The sequence below is a fragment of the Stenotrophomonas oahuensis genome (assembly GCF_031834595.1).
GTDB classification, from domain to species: domain Bacteria; phylum Pseudomonadota; class Gammaproteobacteria; order Xanthomonadales; family Xanthomonadaceae; genus Stenotrophomonas; species Stenotrophomonas oahuensis.
In genome coordinates, this window is sequence record NZ_CP115541.1 from 1,378,276 (window position 1) to 1,403,131 (window position 24,856).

General features: G+C 62.9%; 24 protein-coding genes. 6 read left to right on the plus strand and 18 right to left on the minus strand.

Going from position 1 to position 24,856, the window contains the following annotated elements; translation table 11 throughout:
- Positions 1-74 precede the first annotated feature (74 nt).
- From PDM29_RS06050 to PDM29_RS06065, 4 genes are all read right to left on the minus strand, one after another.
- Positions 75-1,883 (minus strand): DUF885 domain-containing protein, encoded by a 1,809-nt coding sequence (locus tag PDM29_RS06050; RefSeq protein WP_311192970.1) that lies wholly within the window; start codon positions 1,881-1,883, stop codon positions 75-77.
- Positions 1,884-2,120: 237 nt separating this feature from the next.
- Positions 2,121-2,639, minus strand: coding sequence for a cytochrome c oxidase assembly factor Coa1 family protein (locus PDM29_RS06055; RefSeq protein WP_311192971.1), 519 nt, complete (start codon positions 2,637-2,639; stop codon positions 2,121-2,123).
- A gap of 30 nt (positions 2,640-2,669) precedes the next feature.
- Entirely contained in the window at positions 2,670-4,898 is a 2,229-nt protein-coding gene (locus tag PDM29_RS06060; RefSeq protein ID WP_311192972.1) for a S9 family peptidase, read from the minus strand.
- Positions 4,899-4,960: 62 nt separating this feature from the next.
- The gene (locus tag PDM29_RS06065; RefSeq protein WP_311192973.1) at positions 4,961-5,650 is read right to left on the minus strand and encodes a glutathione binding-like protein; all 690 of its coding nucleotides are present in this window, start codon (positions 5,648-5,650) and stop codon (positions 4,961-4,963) included.
- A gap of 261 nt (positions 5,651-5,911) precedes the next feature.
- Between PDM29_RS06065 and PDM29_RS06070 the strand changes: the two genes are divergently transcribed.
- Positions 5,912-7,444 (plus strand): MASE1 domain-containing protein, encoded by a 1,533-nt coding sequence (locus PDM29_RS06070; protein WP_311193729.1) that lies wholly within the window; start codon positions 5,912-5,914, stop codon positions 7,442-7,444.
- A gap of 7 nt (positions 7,445-7,451) precedes the next feature.
- On the opposite strand, the gene PDM29_RS06075 is transcribed toward PDM29_RS06070, so the two are convergent.
- Together PDM29_RS06075 and PDM29_RS06080 are read right to left on the minus strand one after the other, a co-directional pair.
- Positions 7,452-7,919: a hypothetical protein gene (locus PDM29_RS06075; RefSeq protein ID WP_311192974.1), complete on the minus strand. Its 468-nt coding sequence runs from the start codon at positions 7,917-7,919 to the stop codon at positions 7,452-7,454.
- 156 nt (positions 7,920-8,075) lie between these two features.
- A complete protein-coding gene (locus PDM29_RS06080) occupies positions 8,076-8,585 on the minus strand; it encodes a hypothetical protein (protein WP_311192975.1) in 510 nt (169 codons plus the stop codon).
- Between the two features lie 183 nt (positions 8,586-8,768).
- Between PDM29_RS06080 and PDM29_RS06085 the strand changes: the two genes are divergently transcribed.
- From PDM29_RS06085 to PDM29_RS06095, 3 genes are all read left to right on the plus strand, one after another.
- Positions 8,769-9,404 (plus strand): TIGR00645 family protein, encoded by a 636-nt coding sequence (locus PDM29_RS06085; protein ID WP_311192976.1) that lies wholly within the window; start codon positions 8,769-8,771, stop codon positions 9,402-9,404.
- A 250-nt stretch (positions 9,405-9,654) separates the two neighbouring features.
- Complete coding sequence (locus tag PDM29_RS06090; RefSeq protein WP_311192977.1) at positions 9,655-10,674, plus strand: energy transducer TonB; 1,020 nt, start codon at positions 9,655-9,657, stop codon at positions 10,672-10,674.
- Positions 10,675-10,942: 268 nt separating this feature from the next.
- On the plus strand, positions 10,943-11,245 hold the full coding sequence (locus PDM29_RS06095) for a helix-turn-helix domain-containing protein (RefSeq protein WP_311192978.1): 303 nt from the start codon (positions 10,943-10,945) through the stop codon (positions 11,243-11,245).
- Between the two features lie 111 nt (positions 11,246-11,356).
- On the opposite strand, the gene PDM29_RS06100 is transcribed toward PDM29_RS06095, so the two are convergent.
- From PDM29_RS06100 to PDM29_RS06110, 3 genes are read right to left on the minus strand one after another with little or no spacing between them, the layout of a single operon-like run.
- Complete coding sequence (locus PDM29_RS06100; RefSeq protein WP_311192979.1) at positions 11,357-12,541, minus strand: ABC transporter permease; 1,185 nt, start codon at positions 12,539-12,541, stop codon at positions 11,357-11,359.
- Positions 12,538-13,284 (minus strand): ABC transporter ATP-binding protein, encoded by a 747-nt coding sequence (locus tag PDM29_RS06105; protein ID WP_311192980.1) that lies wholly within the window; start codon positions 13,282-13,284, stop codon positions 12,538-12,540. Before PDM29_RS06105 ends, PDM29_RS06100 begins: the two co-directional genes overlap by 4 nt.
- A complete protein-coding gene (locus PDM29_RS06110) occupies positions 13,281-14,792 on the minus strand; it encodes an alpha/beta hydrolase (protein WP_311192981.1) in 1,512 nt (503 codons plus the stop codon). The genes PDM29_RS06105 and PDM29_RS06110 overlap by 4 nt, the downstream gene beginning before the upstream one ends.
- Before the next feature lie 192 nt (positions 14,793-14,984).
- Between PDM29_RS06110 and PDM29_RS06115 the strand changes: the two genes are divergently transcribed.
- Positions 14,985-15,362, plus strand: coding sequence for an antitoxin Xre/MbcA/ParS toxin-binding domain-containing protein (locus PDM29_RS06115; protein WP_311192982.1), 378 nt, complete (start codon positions 14,985-14,987; stop codon positions 15,360-15,362).
- The gene (locus PDM29_RS06120; RefSeq protein WP_311192983.1) at positions 15,359-15,883 is read left to right on the plus strand and encodes an RES family NAD+ phosphorylase; all 525 of its coding nucleotides are present in this window, start codon (positions 15,359-15,361) and stop codon (positions 15,881-15,883) included. Before PDM29_RS06115 ends, PDM29_RS06120 begins: the two co-directional genes overlap by 4 nt.
- A gap of 75 nt (positions 15,884-15,958) precedes the next feature.
- Here PDM29_RS06120 and PDM29_RS06125 read toward each other — a convergent pair whose 3' ends face one another.
- From PDM29_RS06125 to PDM29_RS06165, 9 genes are all read right to left on the minus strand, one after another.
- A complete protein-coding gene (locus PDM29_RS06125) occupies positions 15,959-16,513 on the minus strand; it encodes a hypothetical protein (RefSeq protein WP_311192984.1) in 555 nt (184 codons plus the stop codon).
- A gap of 262 nt (positions 16,514-16,775) precedes the next feature.
- Positions 16,776-17,168, minus strand: a complete 393-nt coding sequence (locus PDM29_RS06130; protein WP_311192985.1) for a hypothetical protein — start codon at positions 17,166-17,168, stop codon at positions 16,776-16,778.
- Positions 17,169-17,326: 158 nt separating this feature from the next.
- Positions 17,327-17,644, minus strand: coding sequence for a HigA family addiction module antitoxin (locus PDM29_RS06135; protein ID WP_311192986.1), 318 nt, complete (start codon positions 17,642-17,644; stop codon positions 17,327-17,329).
- A gap of 1,023 nt (positions 17,645-18,667) precedes the next feature.
- Positions 18,668-19,579, minus strand: coding sequence for a CPBP family intramembrane glutamic endopeptidase (locus tag PDM29_RS06140; protein WP_311192987.1), 912 nt, complete (start codon positions 19,577-19,579; stop codon positions 18,668-18,670).
- Positions 19,580-20,573: 994 nt separating this feature from the next.
- Positions 20,574-20,849 (minus strand): hypothetical protein, encoded by a 276-nt coding sequence (locus PDM29_RS06145; protein ID WP_311192988.1) that lies wholly within the window; start codon positions 20,847-20,849, stop codon positions 20,574-20,576.
- A 473-nt stretch (positions 20,850-21,322) separates the two neighbouring features.
- Positions 21,323-21,535 (minus strand): hypothetical protein, encoded by a 213-nt coding sequence (locus tag PDM29_RS06150; RefSeq protein ID WP_311192989.1) that lies wholly within the window; start codon positions 21,533-21,535, stop codon positions 21,323-21,325.
- Entirely contained in the window at positions 21,532-21,882 is a 351-nt protein-coding gene (locus PDM29_RS06155; RefSeq protein WP_311192990.1) for a hypothetical protein, read from the minus strand. Before PDM29_RS06155 ends, PDM29_RS06150 begins: the two co-directional genes overlap by 4 nt.
- Before the next feature lie 101 nt (positions 21,883-21,983).
- Positions 21,984-22,574: a TonB family protein gene (locus tag PDM29_RS06160; protein WP_311192991.1), complete on the minus strand. Its 591-nt coding sequence runs from the start codon at positions 22,572-22,574 to the stop codon at positions 21,984-21,986.
- A 269-nt stretch (positions 22,575-22,843) separates the two neighbouring features.
- A complete protein-coding gene (locus PDM29_RS06165) occupies positions 22,844-24,811 on the minus strand; it encodes an HNH endonuclease (protein ID WP_311192992.1) in 1,968 nt (655 codons plus the stop codon).
- Positions 24,812-24,856 lie beyond the last annotated feature (45 nt).

The following is a 24,856-nucleotide window of genomic DNA, read 5'->3' on the forward strand; positions in this document are numbered from 1 at the left end:
GTCACGACCAACGGTCGTGACCCACCACGATTGGCCGGTAGGTCACGACCGTTGGTCGTGACCCACGCGCCCCGTCACCGCGCTTTGTGCTTCGGAATGAACACCTCATTCACCGCCTGCGCCAGCTGGTCCGGCGGCAGCAGGCCCTGATCCAGCAGGAAGTTGTTGAACGCCAGGCGGTCGAACTTCGGCCCCAACGCCAGCTCGGTCTGCATCCGCAGTTCCATGATCCGGGTGTAGCCGTAGAAGTAGCTACCGGCCTGGCCGGGCATGCGCACCATGTAGCGATCCAGTTCCTGCGTGGCCATCGCCTTGGACAGGCCGACTTCCTCGATCAGCATGCGCTCGGCATTGGCACGGTCGATCAAGCCCAGGTTGAGCATCGGGTCCAGCATCGCGCGGGCCGCACGCAGCAGGCGGAACTGCAGCGCGATCAGCTGCCCGTCCAGCGGTTCGTATGGCACCATTTCGGCTTCGGCATACAGCGCCCAGCCTTCCACGTTTACCGAATTGAACGCGAACATGGTGCGGGCCAGCGAGATGCCGCGCTCCACCATCGCAGTGAACTGCAGTTCGTGGCCCGGGCGGCCTTCATGCGCGCTCAGCGTCCACGCCGCCGAACCGAAGTTGAAGTCGTCGTATTGCGCGGAATCATCGCCAGCGGCCGGGTTGCCCAGCGGCAGCACGAAGGTGCCCTGCTGGCCGGTGTTGCCGACCAGCGGTGCCGGCAGGAAGTGCGGAGCCGGCGACGCCGCGCTTTCCGCTTCCGAACCCAGGCGCATCTGCATTGCACGCTGCGGCACATCCACGATCTTCTGTGCGCGGATGATCGGGTCGATCTGGTCGATCACCCCACGGTAGTGGTGTTCCAGCTGGTCGTTGGCGATCTTGTCGCTCTTCAGCGCGCGGATCACCGCGACCACGTCGGTCGGGTCGGCCACCTTCAGGCCCTTGGCCTGCACCACCAGCGGAGCCAGCTGGCGCATCGCCGAGCGGGTTTCCATGAATTCCAGCTGGGCGCGCTGCATCAGCAGCTTCGGATCGATATCGATGCCCACGCGCTTGAGCTGGAATGCGTACAGCGGTTCCGGCAGCTGTGCGTCGGCGCGCGCCTTCGGCAGCACTTCGGCGCGGGTCCAGTCGCGGTACTCGCGCAGCTGGGTGGCGATGGTCTTCAGCGCTTCGTCGGCACCGGCGATCTTGTACTTGCCGAACAGCTTCTCGATGCCGGTGATGTAGGTATCCACGTTCTCCAGCGACTGCTCGACTTCAATCTTCGTCGGCTGCAGCAGGCTCTTGTTGGCCAGCGCCTCTTCATAGCGCTGGCGCGACAGCGTGGTCACCGCGGTGCTGCCCGGAGCGAGCCCGGCGTAGGCCTTCAGACGGTCCAGCGCCTTGGCGCGGCGCGCTTCCGGCACCTGGTCGGAGAGCAGCAGGTTGATGCCGCTGAACACCAGCTGCGGGGTGTCGGTCCACGGCAGCAGGTACTTTTCATTGAGCTCGCTGCCTTCGATGTTCTGGGTGGCGGCGGCAATCATGATCGCCAGGTCCTGGCGCACGTTCGGGTCACGCTCGGTGGCCAGCTTGGCCTGCAGTTCGCTGCGCGCCTTGGCCATCGCGGCGCGGTAGCGCGCGGCGTTGTCCGGGCCGAAGTCAGCGACCTTGTCGTCGTAGCCCGGCACGCCGAAGAAGCCGGTTTCCTCCGGCTGGAACGGGCCCTGCGCGTCCAGCAGGATCTGCGCCAGCTGGTTGCTGCGGGTTACCCAGGCCGGGCTGGCCGGTGCCTTGCTGGCGGCCGGAGCAGCGGCCAGGGCAGCCGGCGGCGCGCTGAGCGCAGCAGGAACGGAAAGGACCAGCGCGACGGCAAGGGCGAGCGGCTTCATGCGGAACTCCGGGGTGGTGGGTGATTGCGAACGTACCGGCTGGGCGGGGGTACGGCAATCGGCCGGAGGTCATGGGGCGGTTCGGCACCGCGATGACGCGCATGGCGCGTCACTACGGAGGCAAGGATGACGTCGTTGCGGACCGGGTGCGCCGATCATGGCGTCGTTGCGGGACGCGCGCGGCGGTCATGTAGTGCCGGGCCATGCCCGGCAGCGCGCGGTCCCGCGCGCGCGCAATCAATCCAACGGCTGCGGCGGGGCCGGCAGGCAGTGATTCTGCTCGCGGCACTCCTGCAGCGCACACACCTTGGCCGCTTCGGCATCATCCAACGCAGTCAGATCAATCGCCTCGGATGTCTCGGTCAGCACATACATGCGCGGGTAATCCCAACGCCCCTCTTCCCGGCGCGCCTCCAGGAACAGCTGGCCCGTCCCCTTGGACCCCTTCAGATCCACCACGAATTCGCTGTACCCCGTGCCGTCAGCGCTGCGCTGCATGTTGCCGCTGGGCAGGTAGCCGTCCTGGATGGGTTCGCCCAGCACATGCCGCAGCTCGATGCTGCAGCGCGCGCGGCGCATCGCCTCCTGGTACGGCTCGCTGCTGCGGCTCCAATGCGACCACTGCGCCAGTGCCAGCCACACCACCCCCACCAGCGCGGCAACGCAGGCCAGCACGCCCAGCGGCATGGCCCAGCGCCAGTGGCGGCTCCACCAGCCGTTGGATGGGGCCTGGGGCAGCGCAGGGGGTGGGGTCATCGGCGTCCTCCTTGAGCCAGGTGAGTGGGCTTACGGGGTCAGGCAGCGACCCAGGAAGTCCTCGGCCAGACGATAACGGTGCAAGGCGTTGCTGCCGGACAAACCGTGCTTCGCCCCCGGGTAGGTCATCAGTTCGAACGGCTGGCCGCGCTTCTGCAACGCGCTCATCAGTTCGGTGGAGTTGGTGAACAGCACGTTGTCGTCAGCCATGCCGTGAATCAGCAGCAGGCGCGAGCGCAGGCCGTCCACATGCGCCAGCACGCGGGCTTCTTCATAGCCCTTCGGGTTGTTGGCCGGCAGGTCCATGTAGCGTTCGGTGTAGTGGGTGTCATACAGGCCCCAGTCGGTGACCGGCGCGCCGGCCACGCCGCAGGCGTACTGGTTCGACGCCTTGGCCAGCAGCATCAAGGTCATGTAGCCACCGTTGGACCAGCCCTGCACGCCAATGCGCGCCGGGTCCACCCACGGCTGCTGCTTCAGCCATTCCACGCCCTTGAGCTGGTCGGCCACTTCCACCGTGCCCTGCACGCCGTACAGCGCACCGCCGAAATCGCGACCGCGACGCGGGGTGCCGCGGTTGTCCAGCGAGAACACCACGTAGCCGCGCTGCGCCAGATACTGGTTGAACAGATGGTCGCCACGGCCGGGCCAGCTGTTGGTCACGGTCTGGCTGGCCGGGCCGCCATACACATACACCGCCACCGGGTAGCGCTTGGACGGGTCGAAGCCGGCCGGCTTGATCAGGCTGTAGTTCAGCTCGGTGCGGCCGTCGGCGGCGGTCAGCGTGCCAAACTCCACCGGGCGCTGCGCATCGAGGTAGCGCGCGTACGGGTGCTGCGGGTCCGCCAGATTGTTTTCCACCAGCGTGGCGATTTTCTCGCCACTGGCACGGTGCAGCGAAATCTGCGGCGGCGTGGTGGTGTTCGACCAGCTGTCCACATACACGCTGGCGTTGCGGGCGAAGCTGGCGGTGTGCATGCCATCAGCCTGCGACAGGCGCTTGATCGCGCCACCGGCCAGCGGCACCGAATAGATCTGGCTTTCGCGGGCCGAGTCCACGCCGGCGCGGAAGTACACGGTGCCGGCGTCTTCATCCACCGCCAGCAGTTCGTCTACCGGCCAGTTGCCGGCGGTCAGCGCGGTGACCGTCTTGCCGTCGGCGGCCACGCGGTACAGATGCTGGAAGCCGGTGCGCTCGGACGACCATACGAAGCCGCCGTCCTTCAGGAAGTGCAGGCTGTTGTGCAGCGGCACCCAGGTTTTGGAGGTTTCGGTGGCCACGGTCTGCTGCTTGCCGCTGGCCAGGTCGGCCTGGATCAGTTCCAGCTTCTTCTGATCGCGCGACTGGCGCTGGAAGGTGAGCTGCTGCGGGCTGCGCCAGTCCACACGTGCCAGGTAGATGTCCGGGTTGGTGCCCAGGTCGACCCAGTTCGGGGTGGCAGCGGCCTTCGGTGCCACCACGCCCAGCTTCACGGTGACGTTGTGGTCGCCGGCCGCCGGGTAGCGCTGCTCGATCATCTCCACGCGGTCGGCATACATTTCGTAGCGCTTCTGCACCGGCACCGGGGATTCGTCGATGCGGGCAAAGGCGATGGCCGAGTCATCGGGGGCCCACCAGTAACCGGTGTGGCGGTCCATTTCTTCGTCAGCGACGAATTCCGCCACGCCGTTGCCGATGGTGTCGCTGCCGTCGCTGGTGAGCTGGATCTGCTTACCGCTGGCCAGGTCGATCACCCACAGGTTGCGGGCACGCACGAAGCTGACGAAGCCGCCCTTCGGCGACAGCTTGGCGTCAGTGGCGAAGCCTTCGCCGTGGGTCAGCTGGCGCACGGCCACCTTGCCCTGCTTGGACAGGTCGTACAGGTACAGCTCGCCACCCAGCGGGAACAGCAGGGTGTGCGCGTCCGGCGACCACTGGTAGTCCACGATGCCGGTCATGGCCGCGATGCGCTGGCGCTCGCGGCGGGCCTTTTCGGCGTCGCTCAGGGTTTCCTCGCCCGGCAGCACCACCTTGGAATCGACCAGCATGCGGGTCTGGCCGCTGGCGATGTCGTAGGTCCACAGGTCCAGCTGGTTGCGGTCGGCCTCCTTGCCCCGCAGGAAGCTCACCTGCGAGCCGTCCGGAGCCACCTTGGGCTTCATCAGGGTCGGGCCCGACAGCGGCAGCGGGCCGGTAATGGCCTCAAGCGTGAGTTTTTCGGCGTGGGCCATCGTGGTGGAGGCAATCATCAGGGCAAGGCTGGCAACAAGGTGGCGCATGGAGGGTTCCGGCGACGTCAGACCCCAATCGTACCGTACCGCCGGGCCTTGCCCGGATATCCTTACCGCTGCCCGAACAGATGCTTGCGCTCTTCCTCGCTCAACGGCTTGCCCGCGTTCGGATTCACTTTCTCCTTCAGCGCATACGCCCGCTGGGTGGCCGGGCGCGCGGCAATTGCCTCATGCCAGCGCTTCAGGTTCGGGAACGCGGCGAAATCCGGCGGCAGCTTGTCGTACGCCCCGATCCACGGGTAGCTGGCCATGTCGGCAATGGTGTATTCATCGCCGGCCAGATACGCGCTCTGCGCCAGGCGCTTGTCCATCACCCCGTGCAGGCGGCGCACCTCGTTGCCGTAGCGCTCGATGGCATAGGGAATCTGCTCCGGCGCATACACGTTGAAATGCCCCATCTGCCCGCTCATCGGGCCCAGTCCCGCCATCTGCCAGAACAGCCACTCCAGCACCGCCACCCGGCCACGGGTGTCAGCCGGCAGGAACTTGCCGGTCTTCTCGGCCAGATACAGCAGGATCGCGCCGGATTCGAACACGCTCTGCGGCGCGCCGCCATCGGTCGGGGCGTGGTCGACCAGTGCCGGCATCTTGTTGTTCGGCGAGATGGCCAGGAATTCGGGCTTGAACTGGTCGCCCGACCCGATGTTCACCGGCTTGATCTGGTACGGCAGGCCCAGCTCTTCCAGCAGCAGGGTGACTTTGTGGCCGTTGGGAGTGGGCCAGTAATACAGGTCGAGCATGACGGCACCTTCGGGTTGGGAAAGGGTGAGTGTATGTCGCAAGCGTCACGGTGCTGTCAGCAGGTTGGGAACAGTTAGTCCTATGGGGTCCTACTCGGGCCTCAGCCGCTAAGGGGACTAAAGGCCACGCGCGTTGGTTTCGTCGGATTCCGATGCCCTGCTTGCGTCGCCGCACTATCTAATGTCGACCGCTGCAGTCTGCGACGCGCTCTCGCCCGAACGCGACACGGGCACCGGTTGAACAGGAGATGGGATGTGCTGATGGACCTCTTTGTGCGGTGGTGGAGAACAGGAACTCGCATTGGCATTCGCATTCACCCGTGCGGACTGCTTCTTGCCGCAGCCTTTGCCGTGACATGTTGGGCCACGCGCCAGGTATCTGTTGACCAGTTCTATCTGGTCGCCGGGCTTCGAGTGGGTGCGCTGCTACTTGTCCCGTCAAGGTATTGGGTGTTCCTCATCCTGGGCGACTATGCACATCTTGCGTACGTCGTTTTTCCGCAGTCGAACGAGCTAGGCCTTGCGTGGTCAATCCTGACACCCGCGTGCATCATGCCCACCATCGCCGTCATCGTGAAGCTGCACCAACCCCTTCTTCAGAACGGGCCGCCCGCTTGGCTGATCTCGCTGGCAGCCATTGCCGCGCTGGCCATCAGCTCAATCAACATCGCAATGGCAGAGCTTCTGTGGCCGGTACCACCTGACATCAGCATCCTGCAGCGCCTTATCCGCTACAGCGTGGGCGACTTTCTCGGCATCCTGACGCTAGCACCCCTCGCATTTGCGTGGAGGCTACGGCACAAACATGCAGCCGAGGTTGGCAGAGTCACGCTGATCAGCGCCGGAGCCGCGGTAGCTATTCCCGCGCTCGGGGTGGCATCAGTGCTTGTCCGTGCCGAACAGCCGTGGCTTTCAAGCAGCCTGCTGTTCGCCATGGGCATGCCGGCAGTACTTCTCACCTGCCTTCACGGCTGGCGGGGCGCTGCTACTGCTGTTTCGCTGCTGAACCTTGTCATCGGCATCAGCATGCCGTCCACAGGGCAGCCATGGTCGTATGACTCAACCACATTCGTAATCCAGCAGATCCTTGCGGTTGTTGGTATCACCCTGCTCTCACTTGGCTCCAGCATCAGCCATCACTTCAACCGGCTTCGCACAGAGGTGATCGCAAGCAGCGAGGTCATCTCGCAGACCAGGAAAGCACATACGGCATCCGAGTTGAGCCTGCGTGAACGAGCAGCAGACATGAACAGAATCGGGGAGGGAATTGATCTCCATCTCAGTGAGACCGCTGACTGGCTCATCCGTCAGGGGCATCCGCGCGTGGCCGAGAATCTGATCAGCACTTCCGCATTCTATTCAAGGAAGTTCCGAGCCCAAGCCAGTCTTGTCTACCCCACAGCATTGGAACATGTGGGCCTTTACCTTGCGCTACAGATCGGCGGCATAAGTGATATCTGGCAGAGTACAGAGCGAATCCTGCAGCCCAGGCTGTTCGGAGATCCGTGTCGTTTGCCTGTTTCGCTTCAGCTCGCCACATATCGTGCCCTGACCGAAGCGGTGTCACTGCTGCTTCAGTGTGAACAGGGTCAGATTCGTGTCAGCGCTCGGTGTGGGCGCACTCGTCTGGGTTCGGGCATTGTGGTTGTGGCTGCCGTCGTTGACCCGGGTCATCGTTTGAGCGACGCCACCATCAAAGCCGTTACGGATCGGCTCGCTGGCAGAGTTCTCAGTCATGGCGGCACCGTAGAGTGCCGCCAAAACCGTATTCGCTTGCTGCTGCGGGATACCTAGGACCCCATCACGGTGATGATGACGGTTCCACCGACCACAGGGAATCCTCTGCTCCCCGATGATGATTAAGCTTGAACTCCGGATTCTCGTAGACGAGGACCCGGCTTGCATCGGCTGGGGGCAGGATGACCCGGTGGGGCAGTGAGATGGGCACTTCGCTAGCGCCCGCTGGGAGTACCCAGAATTCGCCCGCCATTTTTCCGATGACCAGATGAACGCCTCCCGCCACATCGTTGATCTGGATGTACTCCGCTCCGTCACGCTCAAAGCCATAGACGTGCCATTCCGGACTCAAGCTCAGGTCAGGGGCGTCAGGGGAAGAGTTGCCAAGACCAATGCGAACAAACTGAGCCAAGTGATCTTTTCCTGGGCAACACGCAGTTGGAACAGGCATTGAATCTTGAGCAGTCGCGACTTCCGGAGAACTGAAGATCATCAGGACAGTCGCTGCGGACGAGAGAATCGCACCGCGCATGGGCACCTCCAATGAAGGGTTATGGGATATCCGTACAACTTTATGGAGACCCCATAAGAGTCGCTCTGAAGAATCTCTGAGAATCTGGCCAGCCCATACTGGTGATTGTTTCGATAGCTCACCTCCACTTCCAACGGCGAGCGATGGCCCGTCGCACTAATGGGTCGAGTCGACGCCCCAGATCTTCCCGTTCTCGGTCGCGTAGAGTCGCAAGTGGAAATCCGGATTCCGATATACCTCTGAGACTAGGACCGCATCCACTGGCAAAGCGGGGTCGCCGGGCAGAATGACGCGCGCATGCGGATCACCCGCTGGCAGCAGCCAGAACACCCCATCCGCATGGCCGATGATCAGCTGAATCTTCCCGGCGCGGTCGTTTACCTGGAAGTACTCCATCCCGTCACGACTGAAGCCATGCACGTCCCAGTCCGGATGTGCATTCAAAGGCGTAGCCTGCAGTCCGGGATCGCCCAGTCCATTCCGCTGCAGTTGAACGTTTCGATCACCGTCGTCGCCGCAACTGCATCTGGTCTCCATGTCGACGCCCAGGCCATCATTTGCGGCCGCAGTGAATGGCGCTCCGATAAGGAAAGCGGCGAAAACCACCGAAATTTGTCGCTTCAGGGACATATTTACCTCTTTTAGCGTGGTGTGACGGACGCGCATGGGGGAACCTCAGTCCCCCCATCGCGTGTGAAACTGTAGGTGCCGGCCAACACCGTTTCTTTCGTTCGCGTCTGAGATCGGGGGGATTTTGAATCGAGGTTCATGCTGTACCCCCTCCCCTGCCTTGGCACCGTCACCCGCTCCGGGTACCCTTCGGCAACCCCTGCAACCCTATTCAGCCCCATGAGCTCGTCCCCTGCCCGTATCAGCCCGCTTTCGTCCCTGATCTTCGCCTCGCGCTGGCTGCAGCTGCCGCTGTACCTGGGCCTGATCCTGGCGCAGTGCGTCTACGTGTTCCTGTTCGGCAAGGAGCTGTGGCACCTGGTCCACAAGGCCAACAGCATGGGCGAGCAGGAAATCATGCTGCTGGTGCTGGGCCTGATCGACGTGGTGATGATCTCCAACCTGCTGGTGATGGTGATCGTGGGCGGCTACGAGACCTTCGTCTCGCGCCTGCGCCTGGAAAACCACCCGGACCAGCCGGAATGGCTCAGCCACGTCAACGCCAGCGTGCTGAAGGTGAAGCTGGCCCTGTCGATCATCGGCATCTCCTCGATCCACCTGCTGAAGACCTTCATCGGCGCGGGCGCGCTGGATGGCCTGCCGCTGTGCGGCACCCAGGAGTTCTATCAAGCCGTCAGCGCCGTGACCGCCATGGCCGGTCCGGAGGCCGCCAATAGTCTGAAGTGCGCCACCATGACCACCAGCGGCGTGATCTGGCAGACCGTGATCCACGGTGCCTTCATTCTGTCGGCCATCGGTATTGCCTATACCGACAAGCTGATGTCGCACGCGCCGAGCAAGTCGCTGTCGCATTAAGCCCGGTCCGGGTCACGACCAACGGTCGTGACCTACCCGGCAGGTGGTAGGCGACGACCGTTGGTCGTGGCGCGCCGGAATTCCGGCGCAGGCACAGTCACCCACATCAACGCCATGTGATGGTAGATTGAGGCTTCTGGCCGCTGGGCACCGCCCGGTGGCACGGCCCGGCGCGTCGGGAAACGCACCGGGGTCCGGCCGGCCTGCCGTCTCAGGCCTTACGTATCGTCGTTCTTCAAAGGGGAGTTGGATGTCGCACGTCAACACTTTCGCCAAGGCGCGCCTGTGGGTGCCGCTGACCCTGGCGGTGGCTCTGGCCGCCTGCTCGGGCAAGGATGAACCGGCGGCTCCGGCTGCTGGCACCGCGACCGCCCCGGCGGCCGCCCCTGCCGCGGCTCCCGCGCCGGCACCGGCCGTTTCGGCCCAGGTGCAGTCGATGGGCACCGACGACCTGCGCGACTCGGCCAGCAAGGCGCTGCGCGAGAACCGCATGTACGCCCCGGCCGGCGACAACGCCATCGAGTACTACCTTGCGCTGCGTGACAAGACCCCGGACGACGCCTCGGTGAAGAGCGCGCTGACCGACCTGCTGCCCTACACCGTCATCGCCGCCGAGCAGAACCTGACCCGCGAGGACTTCACCGAAGCCCAGCGCCTGGTGGCCCTGGTGGAGAAGGTGGATCCGAACGCACCGGCGCTGGCCCGCCTGAAGCAGGGCGTCACCGGCGGCATGCAGACCGCCCTGAAGCGCACCCAGGAAGAGACCGACAAGGTCAAGAAGGACGCCGAAGCCCGCGCCAAGCAGTTGGCCGACCAGCAGCGCCAGCAGCAGGCGGCCGAAGCCGAAGCGGCCCGTAACATCGCCGCCCAGCAGGACGCTGCCCGCCGTGAAGGCGAGCGCCAGGAAGCCGACCGTGCAGCCGCCGCCCGTCGTGAAGCCGAACAGCGCCAGCAGGCCGCTGCCGCCGCCGCTGCTGCAGCGGCGTCCCGCGCCGCCGCCCCTGCCGCCGCTGCCAACAACCTGCGCCCGGTCAGCACCCCGGCCCCGCGTTACCCCCCGGAAGCCCTGCGCGCAGGTACCTCGGGTGACGTGCTGGTGGAAATCACCGTCGGCACTGACGGCTCGGTGACCAACGCCCGCGTGCTGCGCGCCACCCCGGCCCGCGTGTTCGACCGCGAAGCCCTGAACGCCGTGAAGCGCTGGAAGTTCGAGCCGGTGTCGGCCCCGGTCACCACCCGCCGCACCCTGGCGTTTGCTCCGGGCGGTTGATGGATGGGTCCCGACGGATGATCGGTTGACCCCGGTAGGTACCGACCGTTGGTCGGTACCCTCCAATGAAAAGGCCCGGAGATATCCGGGCCTTTTTTGTTGCGCATCTGGTTCTGATCGCGACACACTCGGTAGTGCCGGCCGCTGGCCGGAACAAGCAGTGCGTAGGCCGGCCAACGGCCGGCACTACCAAATGCAGCCACAGAATTCTGCCCTTATTTGGGCATATTCCACACCTCACTATGTGCCGCAGCACCGGAGGTGGAAAGTGAGCAGGATCATTGAATCACTACGAGAAGATCTGACGACGCTTCATCAAGCAGGTGCGATCAGCAAAGGCACCATGCACCAGTTTGAAACGCTGTTTCCGGCACCGGTCCGTGAGTTCAGTGCGGCTGATATCAAGCAGCTGCGTGAAGCGCTGAACTTCAGCCAGTCGGTGTTTGCGCATCATCTGCATACGACGGCGTCGACGGTTCGCAAGTGGGAACAAGGTGAGACACGGCCTACCGGGCATGCGCTGAAGCTGCTTAATGTCATTGCTGACGAAGGGCTGCAGGCGATTCTTTGAATCGGTAGCGCCGGCCGTTGGCCGGCGTTGCCAGATGCAGCCACGCAGGGCGTGGCTCTACGGGGCGGGTATCGACAGTATCAACGGTCGATACCCACCGCATGGGGGCCGTCAGCCGGAGATCGCCAACCGCTCCTGGTGGTAGCGGCGTACGGCGGCGTACCAGAGGATGGCGGCGAGGCCGAGGCTGGCGGCGAGGTATACGCCCCACATCTGCGGGCTGATCGCTTCGTGGCGGATGATCTTCAGCAGCATCTGGTTCTGCGCCAGGAACGGCACGCCGAACTGCCACAGCTCGCTCTTCAGTGGGTACACCATCAGCGCGTAGCCGGGCAGCATCGGCAGCAGCATCAGCCAGGTCATGTGGCTCTGCGCCTCCTTCATGCTCTTGGACGCGGCTGACAGGAAGGTCAGCAGCGAGGTGCCGATCAGCAGCATCGGCAGCATGATGAACAGCATCTGCAGCATCGGCACGAAGCCCATGTTGAGCTGCCGCGCGGCCGCGCCTGTTCCCAGCTGCGCGCTCAACTTGAATGCCAACAAGGTCAGCAGCAATGACGCCAACCCGACCACACACGCCGCCGCGATCTTGCCGCTCACAATCGCACTGCGCGGGGCCGGCGTGGCCAGCAGCGGCTCCAGCGACTGGCGCTCACGCTCGCCGGCGGTGGTGTCCATCACCAGATAGGCACCGCCCAGGAAGGAGGTGATGGTCAGCAGCACCGGCAGCAGGATGGACAACATCACCCCGCGCTTGGCCTCGGCGGTGGCCAGATCCTGCGTGGCCACATCCAGCGGTCGTGCGACCTGGGCATCCACGCCGCGAGCGAGCAGACGCAGCGCGCCTACCTGCTGGCCGTAGCCGGCCAGCGCGGCCTTCAGGCGTGCGGTCGGCACATCGGCGGCACGACGGGTGCTGTCCTGCACGATCTCCACCAGCGCCGGGCGGCCCTCTTCCCAGTTCTTGCGGAAGTCCGGGCTGATCCGCAGCGCCACATCGATATTCTGGTCGCGGATGGCCGCCGTGAGGTCCTTTGGTGCCTCCACTGCATTCAAACCCTGCGCGGCCAGGAACCGCACCAGGTTCGGCGCGTGCTCGGCCCCGATGGTGGGAATTTCCAGCGGCTTGTCGATCTGGGTCTTGACCCGGGTTTCAGCCAGCTTGCCCATGCCCAGAATCAGAATCGGATACAGCAGCGGCCCCAGCAGCAGGGTCAGTGCCAGCGTGCGGCGGTCGCGGGAAAGGTCGCGCAGTTCCTTGCGCATCACGGTCAACAACGTGGCAAACGCGCTCATGCGTGCAGTCCTTCTTCGCTACCGATGGCCTTGACGAAGGCATCTTCCAGATTCGATTCGCCGGTCTGCGCGCGCAGCTCATCCGCTGTGCCGGCCGCCATCACCGTCCCCTTGGCAATGATCACGATGCGATCGCACAGCGCCGCCACCTCCTGCATGATGTGGCTGGAGAAAATCACGCAGCGGCCCTCGTCGCGCAGCCCGCGCAGGAAGCCACGCAGTGCACGCGTGGTCATCACGTCCAGGCCGTTGGTGGGCTCGTCCAGAATCACGTTGCGCGGGTCGTGCACCAAAGCGCGTGCAATCGCGGTCTTGGTGCGCTGGCCCTGCGAGAAGCCGTCGGTCTGGCGGTCCAGAATGTCTTCCATGTCCAAGGCCTTGGACAGCACCTTGGTGCGCTCGCGGATATCGGCCGCACTCATGCCATGCAGCTGCCCGAAGTAGGCGATGTTCTCGCGCGCGGTGAGGCGCTTGTACACGCCACGCGCGTCCGGCAGCACGCCCAGTCGGCGGCGCACCGCAACCGCGTCTTTGGTGGCGTCCAGGCCGTCCACCAGCACGCGGCCCTGGTCCGGGCTCATCAGCGTGTACAGCATGCGCATGGTGGTGGTCTTGCCCGCACCATTGGGACCGAGCAGGCCGGTGATCTGGCCGTCTTCGGCGTGGAAGCCCACGTTCTGGACCGCCTGGATCAGGCCGGTCTTGGTCTGGAAGGCTTTATGCAGGTTCTCGGCGACGATCATGGTTCCCATCCATTGAACGAGGTGAAGGCCGGCACCGGACTCAGGGAATCCAGGCAGCTCACTTCCAGCGATTTGGCATCGGCGTTGTCCACGAACTGCGCCAGCACGCGCGGCATGCAGCCGGCGTTGAGGGTGCCGTGGCCCTGCCCCTTCGCCACCAGATGGCGGCCGTTGGGCAAGCCCTTCAGCACCTGCTCGGCGTAGCGCGGCGGCGTAACCGGGTCGAGTTCACCACTGAGCAGCAGCACCGGCAGTTCCGTGCGCAGCGGCTGGGTGAAGTCCTTCGGGCGGGTGCCCACGTTCCACGCCGGGCAGGCGGCGAAGAACATGCGCGCCACTTCCGGGCCAAGCAGGGTGTCGCCGGCCGGGGCCGGCTGGTAGCGGTCCGCATCTTCAGCGCAGATCACCGACCACTGCATGCCGCGATTCATCTGCCCGTCCATCGAACGGCCGGCCATGCGGTTGAGCGACATCAGCGGCGCGTAGCGGCCGTGCGCCGCTTCATCGAGCACCACCGGCAGCAGCGAGGACAGTTCCGGCATGTACGAGAACAGGAACGCCAGGCCGGTGACCGTATCGGCAGTGACCTTGTCGCGGTGGGCTTCGTTGGTGCCCGGGTCGCGGTAGTCCACTTCCACCGGCGCGGTGTTCAACGTGGTCATCACGTTGCGCAGCTGGGTGCGGGTGTCCACCGGGAAGCGCCTGGCGCAGGCGGCGTCCTTGCTGCACTGTGCGGATTGCAGCGCGATGGCGTTTTCGAAGGTGTTGGCGAAATCACCGCCCACCACCAGCTCGTTCGGCACCACGCCGTCGATCACCACCGTGCGGGTGTGCTGCGGGAAGCGCGCGGCGTACTGCTGTGCCACGCGGGTGCCGTAGGAACCGCCAATCAGGTTGATCTTGTCCACGCCCATCGCCGCACGCACCGCGTCCAGGTCACCAATCGCCTGGGTGGTGGTGTAGAAGCGGCTGTCAGCGCGCGAGGTCAGGGTGGCGGCGCAACGGCCGGCATACTCGGCCACCACTTCCGGGGTGGCGGAGGCGTTCTCGTCGAACGCCAGCTCCTTGCCGTCCGCATCCAGGCAGGTGAGCGGGTTGGATTTACCGGTACCGCGCTGGTCCACCAGGATGATGTCGCGCTTCTTGCGCACTTCGCGCAGCGCCTGGTTCACCACCGCGGCCACCTCGGTGGCGCTCTGGCCCGGGCCACCGGCCAGGAAGAACACCGGGTCCTGCTTGCCCTCGCCCTGGTTCTCGGTATCCAGCCAGGCGATGTTCAAGCCGATCTTGCGGCCGTTCGGCGCGTCCGGGTTCTCCGCCACCTGCAGGGTGGCGCATTCGGCTTCCACGTTGCTGCTGGCCTGGCTGCTAGTGAGCGTGCAGGGCTTGAAGGTGAGCTGGCCGTACTGGCGCTGGGCCGCCTCGGCGGCGGGCTCCGGCGTGGCCTGGCAGGCGGCCAGCAACAGCAGGGCTGCGCTGGCGGCCAGGGGTCGGGTGGCTGGGTGCATGCGGGTTCACGTCCTTGAGTGAAGTGGTTCAGCATGCCATGACGGAGGGGCGCGGCGGATGTGACAGAGGGCCTGCCCCACTGCTGCCCTGTGGGAAGGCGGCCCTCCCCCCAGAAGCGATTGACGGACGCGCCGCTTGACTTCACCTCACCATGCATCATAATTGCATCACCTACGCATCAGGAGAGCGTCATGGAAACCGCTCTGCGGGTCAATCCAGTCCAGTTCGCCGAGGGCTTTCGCGAGGATTCCATCATTTCGCCCAAGATCTACAGCGAGCGGCTCCATATCAGCGGTATACGCTTGGCGGAACTTGCAGGAGTGCACCGCACGACGGTTCTCCGCGCTCCCGCTTCTGAGAAGCTGCAGGACTTTCTGCGCGACTCGATCAGCGTGCTGACGATGCTCGTAGAGGCCAACGGTGGCGATATGGAACGGGCTATCTACTGGTTCCGCAACGTACCCCTGACCGAGCTGGGCGGAGAGACAGCCGAACGTTATGTATCCGAGGGCAAGGCGCAGGCCATCCGCCGCTACGTCTCGAATCTCTCGGCGGGTGCAACCGGTTGATCTTCACCGCAGTCAAGCTCAACGCCTATCGCGTCCTGACCCCCAAGTGGGCGTATCAGCCGTGTAGCGGCGCGGGCGCGGCAACTGCCGGTGGTCGTTTCAATCGCATAGAACAGTCCGCAGTCTATTTGGCGCTGGAGCCGGAAACCGCCTTGGCCGAATACAGCCAGTCGGAACCCCTGTTTGGACCGGGGACCATCGCATGCTTCCAGATTGAACTTGCACGAGTGGCTGACTTCAGTGCTGGGTATGATCCAGACTGGGACGCGCTGTGGATGGATTGGGATTGTGCCTGGAAGCGCTTGGCATTCATCGACGACATCGAGCCCCCAACGTGGGTCATGGCCGATGAAGTAGTTGCCGGTGAAGCGAGCGGTCTACTGTTCCCGTCAACTAAGCGCCCAGGCGGGACCAATCTGGTCATCTACCCCGATCAACTGCGCGAGGGGGACTCGTTGCAGGTGCACGATCCCGATGGCGCGCTTCCAAGGTCCCAGGACTCCTGGATCCCGGCTGAGTAATATCGTTAGTGCTGCTCGAGTCCCGCTGCGCAACCGCAGCGGGAAGGGCCCTGAGAAACAGTCAGTCGCGAATGCTTAGGTACCAGCGGCCGCCGCGCTTGGCGGTTCTGGCATAGCCTCCAGCGCCTGCACGAACTTGGCGATATTCTCCTGGGTCGCCTGATTCCACAGGTTGATCACCCGCACCTGGGCATTGAACGTCTTGCTTGCGGAGTTGGTCGCAGAAGTCACGATTTCCTTCTCGAACACGACGTCGCCCGACTTACGGTCCACAACGCTGTAAACAGCATCAACGTCGACGGTGTTTGAAAAGCCCGTCGGATTGAACTCAAAGCGCCTGATCTTCGCGTACACGGTCACATTGCGCGAACCGTCATCGCTGAACAAACCGGCTTGGTCCAAAGACGTCTGGATCGCATCGCGCCAGACTGGAGGGAAGGTGGCGTCGAGCATGACCTTGCCAGTCTGAGTAGCGGGATCGGCGATGATCACTGACACCAGCTTCACCTGCATGTCCATCGGCGGCCGGACCGTCCGAGTGATCCCGGTCGGAACCAGGTTGACCTGAGTGGGGGTAGAGACACAGCCCGCCAGAAGCAGACACAGCAAGGGTGCAACCAGATTCTTCATATGTTTCTCAAGATGAGTGATAGACACGGCGAAGCGCCAGCACACGAGGCCTGGAGCAGATTCTCAAGGCGCTGACCTGCCACCGACGCCAATCAACATCGGAGGAGCAGCGGTCCGGGAAACGTGAAACCTGGCGCGGAAAACACCGCTCGATCAGCCACTCCCCAGCGACTGAGTCCGCGCCCGCGACACCCCAGCGGAACGTTAGCCGATGGCCAAGGGGCTGACAAGCGTTGGGCATTCACGCAGAAGGCCCAATCGTTCACGCTGAAAATGGCCACCGCAGATCCAGCCCCTTCTCGTCCCGCACCGCATAGACGCGCTCGTACTCGAACGACAGCACGAAACGGTGCGGGTGCTGCTCTGCAAACAGTTCGATGAACGGGTAGATCTCCGCCATGCTGCTCATCTTGTTGCTGGCGCGGAAGTGGAAGGTCATCGTCAGGCCCACGGTCCAGTTGACCTTCATCCCCTTGGCCAGAACGCGCATTGGGTAGCGGTGCAGGGTCAGGCCGTAGCCGCACTTCGAGCCGGGTAGCAGCCCGCCGGCGATGAGCGGGATGTCCTTTACGCATGCGCCCAGGTCAGTCAGCGTCTGCGTTATCTCTTCCAGCGCTGCGCCCGACTCAATTTCCAAAGCCATCATCAGGCCCATGCCTGAACCTCCTGCTGCCTGTGTGGGTGCGGCCCTGACGGGCGCGGCGGTGCTTGCGCGGCCAGCGTGGGCCGCGCAACGGAATTCGCGATTGAGCATGTTTACGGCAAACCTGTTGGGATGCCGCGTCCTTGCGGGCGGTTGTGTTGGGCGTGCCGTTACCAGTACGCGCGCGGGCGGACCAGATCGACACTCGGGCCGTAGACGCGGTATGCCAGTTCTATGTCGTAGGCATTCTGCAGCTCAAACCAGTACAGCGGTGGGTGACGGAAATGGCGGCCCAACCGAAGCGACAGGTGTGGGTCGATGCCACTGCGGCCCCGCACCACGGCGTCCAGCCGACCCCGGCTTACGTTGAGGCAGCAGGCAAGGTGGCGCACCGAAAGCCGCAGCGGCTTCATATAGTTCGCAAGGAGCACCTTGCCCGGATGCTCGCGGGGCGTGGGGTAGATGATGGTCCTGGAGATGGAGCTCATGGCTGCGCTCCTGCGTTCGAACGCACCCGCCGACCGCGCCGGCGTGGCCGGCTGAAGGCCATCCACGGGGGTGATGCGGCGGCCAGCTCCGCCGCTGGCGAGGGGCGGCCGTCTTCCTTCAGCGCACAGGTGCGCAGCAACAGGTATGACTCCAACAGTTGATTGACCAGTTTGCTGAGGGAACGCCCCTCGTGTTGGGCCGCCGCCTTCAAGGCGGCATGCATCGGCCTGGCAATGCGTATCTGCAACAGAACAAGCTCGCACATGGAATCCTCCCACGATTGGGTAACAAGTGAGTTCAACGAATGGGCAGCGCATAGCGCAGCAACGGCGCGTGGCGGTGCCGATCAGGTGGCCGGGGTTGTGCCCGGCGCTATAAGTCGTGGATGCGCGCGGAGAATGGCAGCGCTAAGTGGCTGAGGGCGCGCGGAAGACGTAATCGAAGGCCTCGAGTGGGCAGCTCGAAGCGATGGGTGAAGGCCCAGAACGCGTACATCACAGACTCCCGGGAAGAGGCCTTTCCCACCATGGGAAAGGCGTCGGGAGGTTAGAGACCGTGTAGCGTGAAACGGCGTGGCTTATTTCCCCCAACATGGGGGGTGTTGTATTCGCCACCTTCCCGACAACGGGACAAACAAATTACACGCTACAGGAGTGCTCTAAGCTCCGGGGCCTACGGTGCCGGAAGTGGAATCGGATGGGAAGTAGGGGAATTCTGCTTTTTTGGCCGTGGCGCGGATGCGCGCCATTGGTGACGTAAGTGACACGAGAATTTGGCGAAATGCGGTGGATTGCGTCGCGGCTGGCTGGGGAATGGCGAAATTCTGGCGCGGTTTCGCGCAACGGCGTTTGGTGACCGTTGTGACAGCGTGGCGCTTTTGACTATCGGTGCGATGCCATGATGCTCAGACGCACGGCGGGCAAGGTCGTCGCGGACCGTGCGGCTGTTCCTTCGGAGTTGAAAGTACCCTCCGATGTGTACGCAAGCTGTGGCTGATCAATGCGCTTGAGGATCAAAGCTGTCTACGAGATCCTGGCCGTTGCATTCTGAGCTCCGCGCGTCTTTCGCCACTGGATCCACGCGATCGCGGCGACGAAGAAGACGCTGCACAGGTAACTGCCTTCCGGCCCCTCCGCGCCACCGGTCAGGGTGTCGGGGCCTTGCGGGCGCAGCGCCACCAGCAGCGCCGGCAAGTGCGCATCGATGCCGGTGACGGGCAGTTCGAAGCCGGTCGCGAGCAACCAGTTCCACCCCGCGTGCCAGCCCATTACGCCCCAGATGTTGCCGGTCCGCAGCGCCCAGGTGCAGGCGAACAGCGAGAAGAGGAACGTGCCGAGCATGACCAGGGGCGGCTGGTGCGGACTGAAATGCAGGAAGCAGAAGACGATCGACACCAGCAGCACTGCTACCGCGACATTGGTCTTGCGAGCCACCACCGACAGCATCCAGCCGCGGAAGATGACTTCCTCCACGCTCGCCTGGAACATGAAACTCAAAAGCAGCAGGCCGATGTGCAGCAGACTGACGGGCGATCGCCAGGCCTGCCCCAGGCCCGTCGCCTGCATGCCGCCAGCCATCCAGATCGCGACTGTGACCAGCGCGATCGTGCCGAATCCTACGGCCAGTCCGTGCAGGAAGGTTTTCAGCGGTGCCGGACCGGTCAGCCCGATACTTGCCAGTGAGCGCCTTTCGACGAAGCGTACCCAGGCAAGCACGGCCGCCAGCGTCGGCGCGAAGCCGATCCACAGCAGCGCATGCAAGCCAGCGAGGCCGATCGGATCGCCGCGCGGCGTCGACCAATGCTGCGACTGCATCCACCCGTCCAGCGCGATCACCGGTACCGCATTGAACAGGATCATCAGGATCGGCGTCAGCCAGGCCCAAGGCAGCCAGCCGCGGGCCGGATCGGGCGAATACAGGGCAACGGGGGTCATGCGGGGCTCGAGGTCGGCGTGATCGCCGCTGCACGTTGCCACCCGCGCGGGGATGTGGCAACCCGTTTGCGACCAAGCCACGGAAGCCGCCGATGAATCACCCGGCTCGCCGACCAAATGGCGCTGAATCGGCGCCGTGGTGTCCGCCAAGCCAAGCTCAACAGCGTGGCCAGGCAACTAAACGAGAGGCCACGCAAGAGCCTGGACTGCCAGACACCGATCGTTGCATTGACCAGTTGAAGCCGGCGTCGAAAGCGGCCATTACCAACGGTCGGCACCTCCGACCTCCCCGAACGTCCACTTTCGGCCAGGAGCGGACACTTGGCCCCAGCGCGCGGGACAGTTAAATAGCGCAGCAAGGCCGCTTGTGACTAGAGGCAGGCCCCAGCGTAATTACAGCCATTGAATAGTAGGATAAGAAGTGCAGCGGGGATGGAGAGGACGCCACCAGTCGCAGCAAGAGCTGCAGCGCGGCGGGCCCCACCAGGAACAACATAAGCAGCTGCCAAGGCTATGAGTACAGGTGTGGCGAGAACCAGCATCCCGCTTGGGTAAACAAGTCTCTCTCGTATCGTCCACGCAAAGGAGTCCGGCCAGTACTGCCCTGCCGGTCCTGGATAGGCAGACGATGCCGCCGCAGACGCGACGATGATGACCAAGGCTACCGCGAGAAGCAAGACAAACGGCCATCGTAGTCGAGGCCAGCGTTGACGCAGATGGAATGCACCTACCACTCCGACGAAGATACTTATGACGATGAGTAACGACACGGCAACGACCAGTTTTTGCATGCCGCTCATAGTTGCACCAACTCCTGATTGGGCGGGGATGCCGACTGGAGCATACCGTCGAATGGCTGCTCGGCGTCGATAGCGGTCTCTAGCACTCTTGGTCGCGTTGTCTGGCACTCGCATGTCTGCTTCCGGCCAGAAGGGGACATTCAAACTCTTGGAACTAAACTGAGCCGCGAAGCGACTTTGGATTGAATGAATTGCTAGGCGGAATCTTTGCCCGTGCCTGCCCTTTTTGCAGCACGCTGCTCGCCCTTTAACCTTCCATCTTGAACCACACGGATCTGATCGGAAACGACCGCGAACCAGTAAGATCCGATCCGAATTTCGGGCAATAGGCCGCTTTTCGCTGCTCTGCACAAATATTCTCTTGCTTCCTTGAAGCTTCGTCGCTGCGCATCACTGGTAGCTAAAGCATCAAGTTTCATTAACTCTGATAGCATAGTCTCTGCGCGTTGACGGACATCTTCTTCTGTCATTGGCTCACTCATTGCGTGATCTACCTGACTACCTAATAGACTGACCCGAGGGCGCGGCGATAAGACTCGCCCACAAAGTACCATTAAATTAGATTTCGCCTTGATGCAACTCGATCTAAGGGCGGCTGGGTCCGGCTAACAAGGCAGCGTACAAACGCCCCCAGTCGTAAGGATTGGTGGCGGCACCATTGGCCACTTTGGGTCGGGTGCTGCCATGCCGATCCCGCGATTGCTTCCGGCCAGTAGCATGCATCTAATCTCAGGAATGATCCTGGATGAGATCCAAGTGTGAGCCCACCTCGACCCGCCCGCCTGCCAACGGGACTGTGACCATTGCCGGTGCTGAAATTGGGATTAACCATCGCAATGCTGGCTGCAATCTCGAAGCACCTAGGTTGAGATACGCGCACCGCAACAGCTGCACCACGCTTAGACGCGCATTGCTGAAGCAGCACTAGCAGCCAGATGATCAACTACGCCACGTCCGTGATCACCTTAACTCCGTGATCAAGCATCGACTGCTTCGCGGCTGCATAATCAGAGCTATTCGATATCAGCAGGGCCATCTTGGTTGCCTGGTTGAAAATCAGATACTGCGGCTCCTGATCCCTGTCCTGCAAGTTCGTGTGCAGTAGTGCCCAGCCCTGGGCACTTCCGTCCCAGAGATACCTGTACTCGTTACTCATCCGACGGGGTTCCTGGTTGAGGCGTGTCCAGATGACTCAATCCAGCCAGTGAGGATCTCCCCTGCAAGATCCAGCCCTGAAAGGAAGTCTGCTTCATCAGCGTCATCACATGAGACAACGATTACCACCCCACCAGCATCCCCCTGGACAACCTCGTCGACTGGAATAGTCATGTCCATGCCCGCCGAGATCGGCAAACTGAGCACGCTACCTCTTTCAACACATGCACCATGAACCCTGCAGTACATGACGAACCGAGTCTCGCCCGCCTCCTGCAGGACCTGAGTCCCATCAACGTGTATCTGTGTCACACCCAGGTCCTCGGCGCTACCAAATGGAAGCTTCATGAACGTCCCCAACTCCACACCTGATGACCCTCATGCTTGTCGGCCAGAGGACGGCCCATTGCCCTCATCCGGCAACGCAAGAAGTTTGGCTCAGCCGAACATTACTTCCCCACGCTCTTCATGAATTCCTCCATGAATAGACGTTTCGGCCGCTTAGCACACGCATCCACTGTCTTCTGCGGCGCAGATGAGAGTTTGCCAATACTGGACATATCAACTCCGCCAACGGTCGTAATCACCGCCGTAGCCATGTTGAATATGTTCATTTCATCCGCAGGCTTGGCGGGAAAGTTGGTTGCGAAGTACGCGAGATCAGTATTGAACTGGGCGCAGGTCTTCAAATGAAGATTGTTCACGCTGTCTTTGTAGAATAGAACCGGCAAGAGAACGGCCTTGGCCACCTTCTGGGGATTTGCCTTAAGGCCTGCCACTACTTTTATCGCAGCCGCATCGAGTTCGGCGGAGCCAGATGGCTCAACGAGGACTGAAGGAGCGAAAGTTCCATCGACACGAACCTCGGTTGAGAATACCGCTTGACCTTGGACTCCCTTGTCTGCCAGCTCTAGTGGATAGTGAGCGGAGCCCGCGATAATCATTACGGGTCGCAAGCGCTCTGGTGCCTCGGCTGATTGCTGACCCGCGGCTACCAGAGGCACGGCCAGCAGAAAGGCAACTACATGCTTTACGTGCATCAACTCCCCCCGAGTTTAAATGCAGACAGGACGTGATCTGGACCTGACGAGGATATCGCGCCAAGGATGCGACCACAATCCATGAAGCCATTGGCCCCTAGTCCGTGCCGGGCCCGTTTCTGAGCTTCCTGTTTGGCAGGCGGTAGGTGATAAGGACGGAGTGATTCTTGATAGGAGCTCGACTGCTCGCCAGCGCCCAGCCGCAGTCACTGACTGGCTTCCTGTCGCGGTTGTGGGCGCGGCACCTAGGTAGGCACACGAAGCGCGGGCTACTTCTTGCGAACAAAAATGTGTTCCCGGTGATACGCCATGTACGTATCAATGCGCTCGTCGCAGATCCGCAACGCCATTTCGGGCCGGATGCCAAGTGCCTGCATCGACTCCACGCTCATTACCGGGGAGATCATGATTGAACCGTCCTTCGCGAACGACACATAGCCCCGATCAAATGCCCTGTCGAGGTTGGGCGTCAGCGGTAATCCGTTGAAACCGTCCAACCGCTCATTGGGGTTCGCACTTTTCCACGGCTTGATGTGGGAAGCGACCAGGAGGCAAGTATCCGGCAACCCGCTTACTGCGCAACTCCCACCCCAGAACCGCAACGTCGCGTTCCGGAAACGCCCTTGGCCACGGCGGCTGAGCATCATCTGCCTGATCTGCGTGTCATCCAGTCCGTAGTCCCGCGCGAGTCGCTGATCGTCAGGCGTTGGCGATTCCATGACTTCGCTGTCGGTCCCATCTCGGGCCTCAACCCATCTCATCTCAAGCATCGCCTGCGCAACTTCTTCCCGAAGCCGCCATTGGCTATTGTTCAGTGCGTCGCGTTCGGAGGTCTGCGCAAGCGCCTGCAGCCAGTCGACGTACTGTCCGTGCTCAAGATCATCCGGGGCGCGGGGCAGCTCGCCAGCAACTTCACGAGCCAACGCGCCATACGCGTCATCCGCAGCCCTGTGATCCGTGTAGCCCAAGGCGCTCGCCAGCTGCACTATCGAGGTCGTCGCGTCAGGCGAGTAGTAATGCGCAACGAGCCAGCGCCGATTGATGTCCGACATCTCGATTCGATAGAACGCATGCCGGTAGTCGTCCGCGGTCAACGGCAAAATTTCGAGCGGCCTGGCACCAATAGGCTTGCCCGTACCATCCACGGCCGCGTCCATAGCGCCTGCCGTGCCGTACAGGCCATAACGCTTGAGTCGATGAACCGGGTCATCCGGTGGGAGCGGCGTTTCCGCATCTAACATGCTTAGGTTGTCGAGGCGGTAGCGCAGATTGAGGATGTGCGGAGCGGGGCCCGTTTCGTCCAACGCCTCTGGACGTCCGCCTGCGGCTGCGACCTCGGCGCGCATGGTGTTGAGCCAGCCAAGCTTTTCATACGCGGCAACCGCCGCCTCTGCAGCCCGGTCATCCAGGCATTCCACATCTCGAATCTCGGCTACCGCGCGCCGATCGCTGGGCGCGGGCATAGTGAACAGTCGAAGGTTGAAAAGCTTACCCTCCCGCAGCAGCTTGGCGCGGCTGTTGTTCACGCCCTGCACGAAGGCATAGCGCCAGCCGTCAAACTGCCATTCGTCTCGGAACAGCCAGTCTTCGTGGCCAAAGCCATTCTCGTTGCGGTATGTATCGCCGGCTTCCTGCACTTCCCCAGCGGTGGCCGGTTTGCGCCAGTGATGGCTGTTATAAGCAAGCCTGGTGACGTAGGTCGTAGCGGCGGACGAGGGCGCGTTATCTGGGTTTGTCGATGCCCGATCCGTATCCTGTGATCCAGTCTTTCCCGTGAGGCCCCCTTCGTTCCGCATCAGCAGACAATCACCCGTTGACAAATCGTATTCCGCAACCGTCCACGCAGCGGGATCAAGCCTCCTGCGCTCTACCTTCGACGACTGCGCGTTCTGTGCCACCAGATCGGCTTGCTCGCCGTCCACCACGATGACCCTGATCGGCGACTGCTTGCGGAACGCCGTCTGCAAGGCCAAATCCAGGGCCCTGGCACGCTTGGCGACAGCCGATCGCCCTGGCAATGATTCGTGCTTCTTGGCGACCTGCCAAAGGTTCAGGCGCTGCCGCACCGACCCATCTGGCTCCATTCGCATATTGTCAAACCACAGGCATGCGACTGACGGCATCCCTTCTTGGTTGAACACCCATTCGTAGCAGTACTTCGGGTTGGATGCCGGATGCTTGCCCGCGTAATTGGCCCAGTCGCTAACATCCAGTCCAGCCTCTGCTACAAGGTCCATCACCAGAGAGCGCTGGGTTGGCCTCAACTCTTCTAGTATCACGAT

Coding starts and splice junctions, on each gene's coding strand:
- PDM29_RS06060 (WP_311192972.1), bottom strand. CDS start 4,898: ATGCGCCACCTTGTTGCCAGCCTTGCCCTGATGATTGCCTCCACCACG.
- PDM29_RS06090 (WP_311192977.1), top strand. CDS start 9,655: ATGTCGCACGTCAACACTTTCGCCAAGGCGCGCCTGTGGGTGCCGCTG.
- PDM29_RS06125 (WP_311192984.1), bottom strand. CDS start 16,513: ATGAAGAATCTGGTTGCACCCTTGCTGTGTCTGCTTCTGGCGGGCTGT.
- PDM29_RS06165 (WP_311192992.1), bottom strand. CDS start 24,811: ATGGACCTTGTAGCAGAGGCTGGACTGGATGTTAGCGACTGGGCCAAT.
- PDM29_RS06055 (WP_311192971.1), bottom strand. CDS start 2,639: ATGACCCCACCCCCTGCGCTGCCCCAGGCCCCATCCAACGGCTGGTGG.
- PDM29_RS06160 (WP_311192991.1), bottom strand. CDS start 22,574: ATGCACGTAAAGCATGTAGTTGCCTTTCTGCTGGCCGTGCCTCTGGTA.
- PDM29_RS06085 (WP_311192976.1), top strand. CDS start 8,769: ATGAGCTCGTCCCCTGCCCGTATCAGCCCGCTTTCGTCCCTGATCTTC.
- PDM29_RS06135 (WP_311192986.1), bottom strand. CDS start 17,644: ATGAGCTCCATCTCCAGGACCATCATCTACCCCACGCCCCGCGAGCAT.
- PDM29_RS06105 (WP_311192980.1), bottom strand. CDS start 13,284: ATGATCGTCGCCGAGAACCTGCATAAAGCCTTCCAGACCAAGACCGGC.
- PDM29_RS06100 (WP_311192979.1), bottom strand. CDS start 12,541: ATGAGCGCGTTTGCCACGTTGTTGACCGTGATGCGCAAGGAACTGCGC.
- PDM29_RS06080 (WP_311192975.1), bottom strand. CDS start 8,585: ATGCGCGTCCGTCACACCACGCTAAAAGAGGTAAATATGTCCCTGAAG.
- PDM29_RS06110 (WP_311192981.1), bottom strand. CDS start 14,792: ATGCACCCAGCCACCCGACCCCTGGCCGCCAGCGCAGCCCTGCTGTTG.
- PDM29_RS06145 (WP_311192988.1), bottom strand. CDS start 20,849: ATGACAGAAGAAGATGTCCGTCAACGCGCAGAGACTATGCTATCAGAG.
- PDM29_RS06075 (WP_311192974.1), bottom strand. CDS start 7,919: ATGCGCGGTGCGATTCTCTCGTCCGCAGCGACTGTCCTGATGATCTTC.
- PDM29_RS06130 (WP_311192985.1), bottom strand. CDS start 17,168: ATGGGCCTGATGATGGCTTTGGAAATTGAGTCGGGCGCAGCGCTGGAA.
- PDM29_RS06155 (WP_311192990.1), bottom strand. CDS start 21,882: ATGAAGCTTCCATTTGGTAGCGCCGAGGACCTGGGTGTGACACAGATA.
- PDM29_RS06150 (WP_311192989.1), bottom strand. CDS start 21,535: ATGAGTAACGAGTACAGGTATCTCTGGGACGGAAGTGCCCAGGGCTGG.
- PDM29_RS06140 (WP_311192987.1), bottom strand. CDS start 19,579: ATGACCCCCGTTGCCCTGTATTCGCCCGATCCGGCCCGCGGCTGGCTG.
- PDM29_RS06050 (WP_311192970.1), bottom strand. CDS start 1,883: ATGAAGCCGCTCGCCCTTGCCGTCGCGCTGGTCCTTTCCGTTCCTGCT.
- PDM29_RS06065 (WP_311192973.1), bottom strand. CDS start 5,650: ATGCTCGACCTGTATTACTGGCCCACTCCCAACGGCCACAAAGTCACC.
- PDM29_RS06115 (WP_311192982.1), top strand. CDS start 14,985: ATGGAAACCGCTCTGCGGGTCAATCCAGTCCAGTTCGCCGAGGGCTTT.
- PDM29_RS06070 (WP_311193729.1), top strand. CDS start 5,912: ATGGACCTCTTTGTGCGGTGGTGGAGAACAGGAACTCGCATTGGCATT.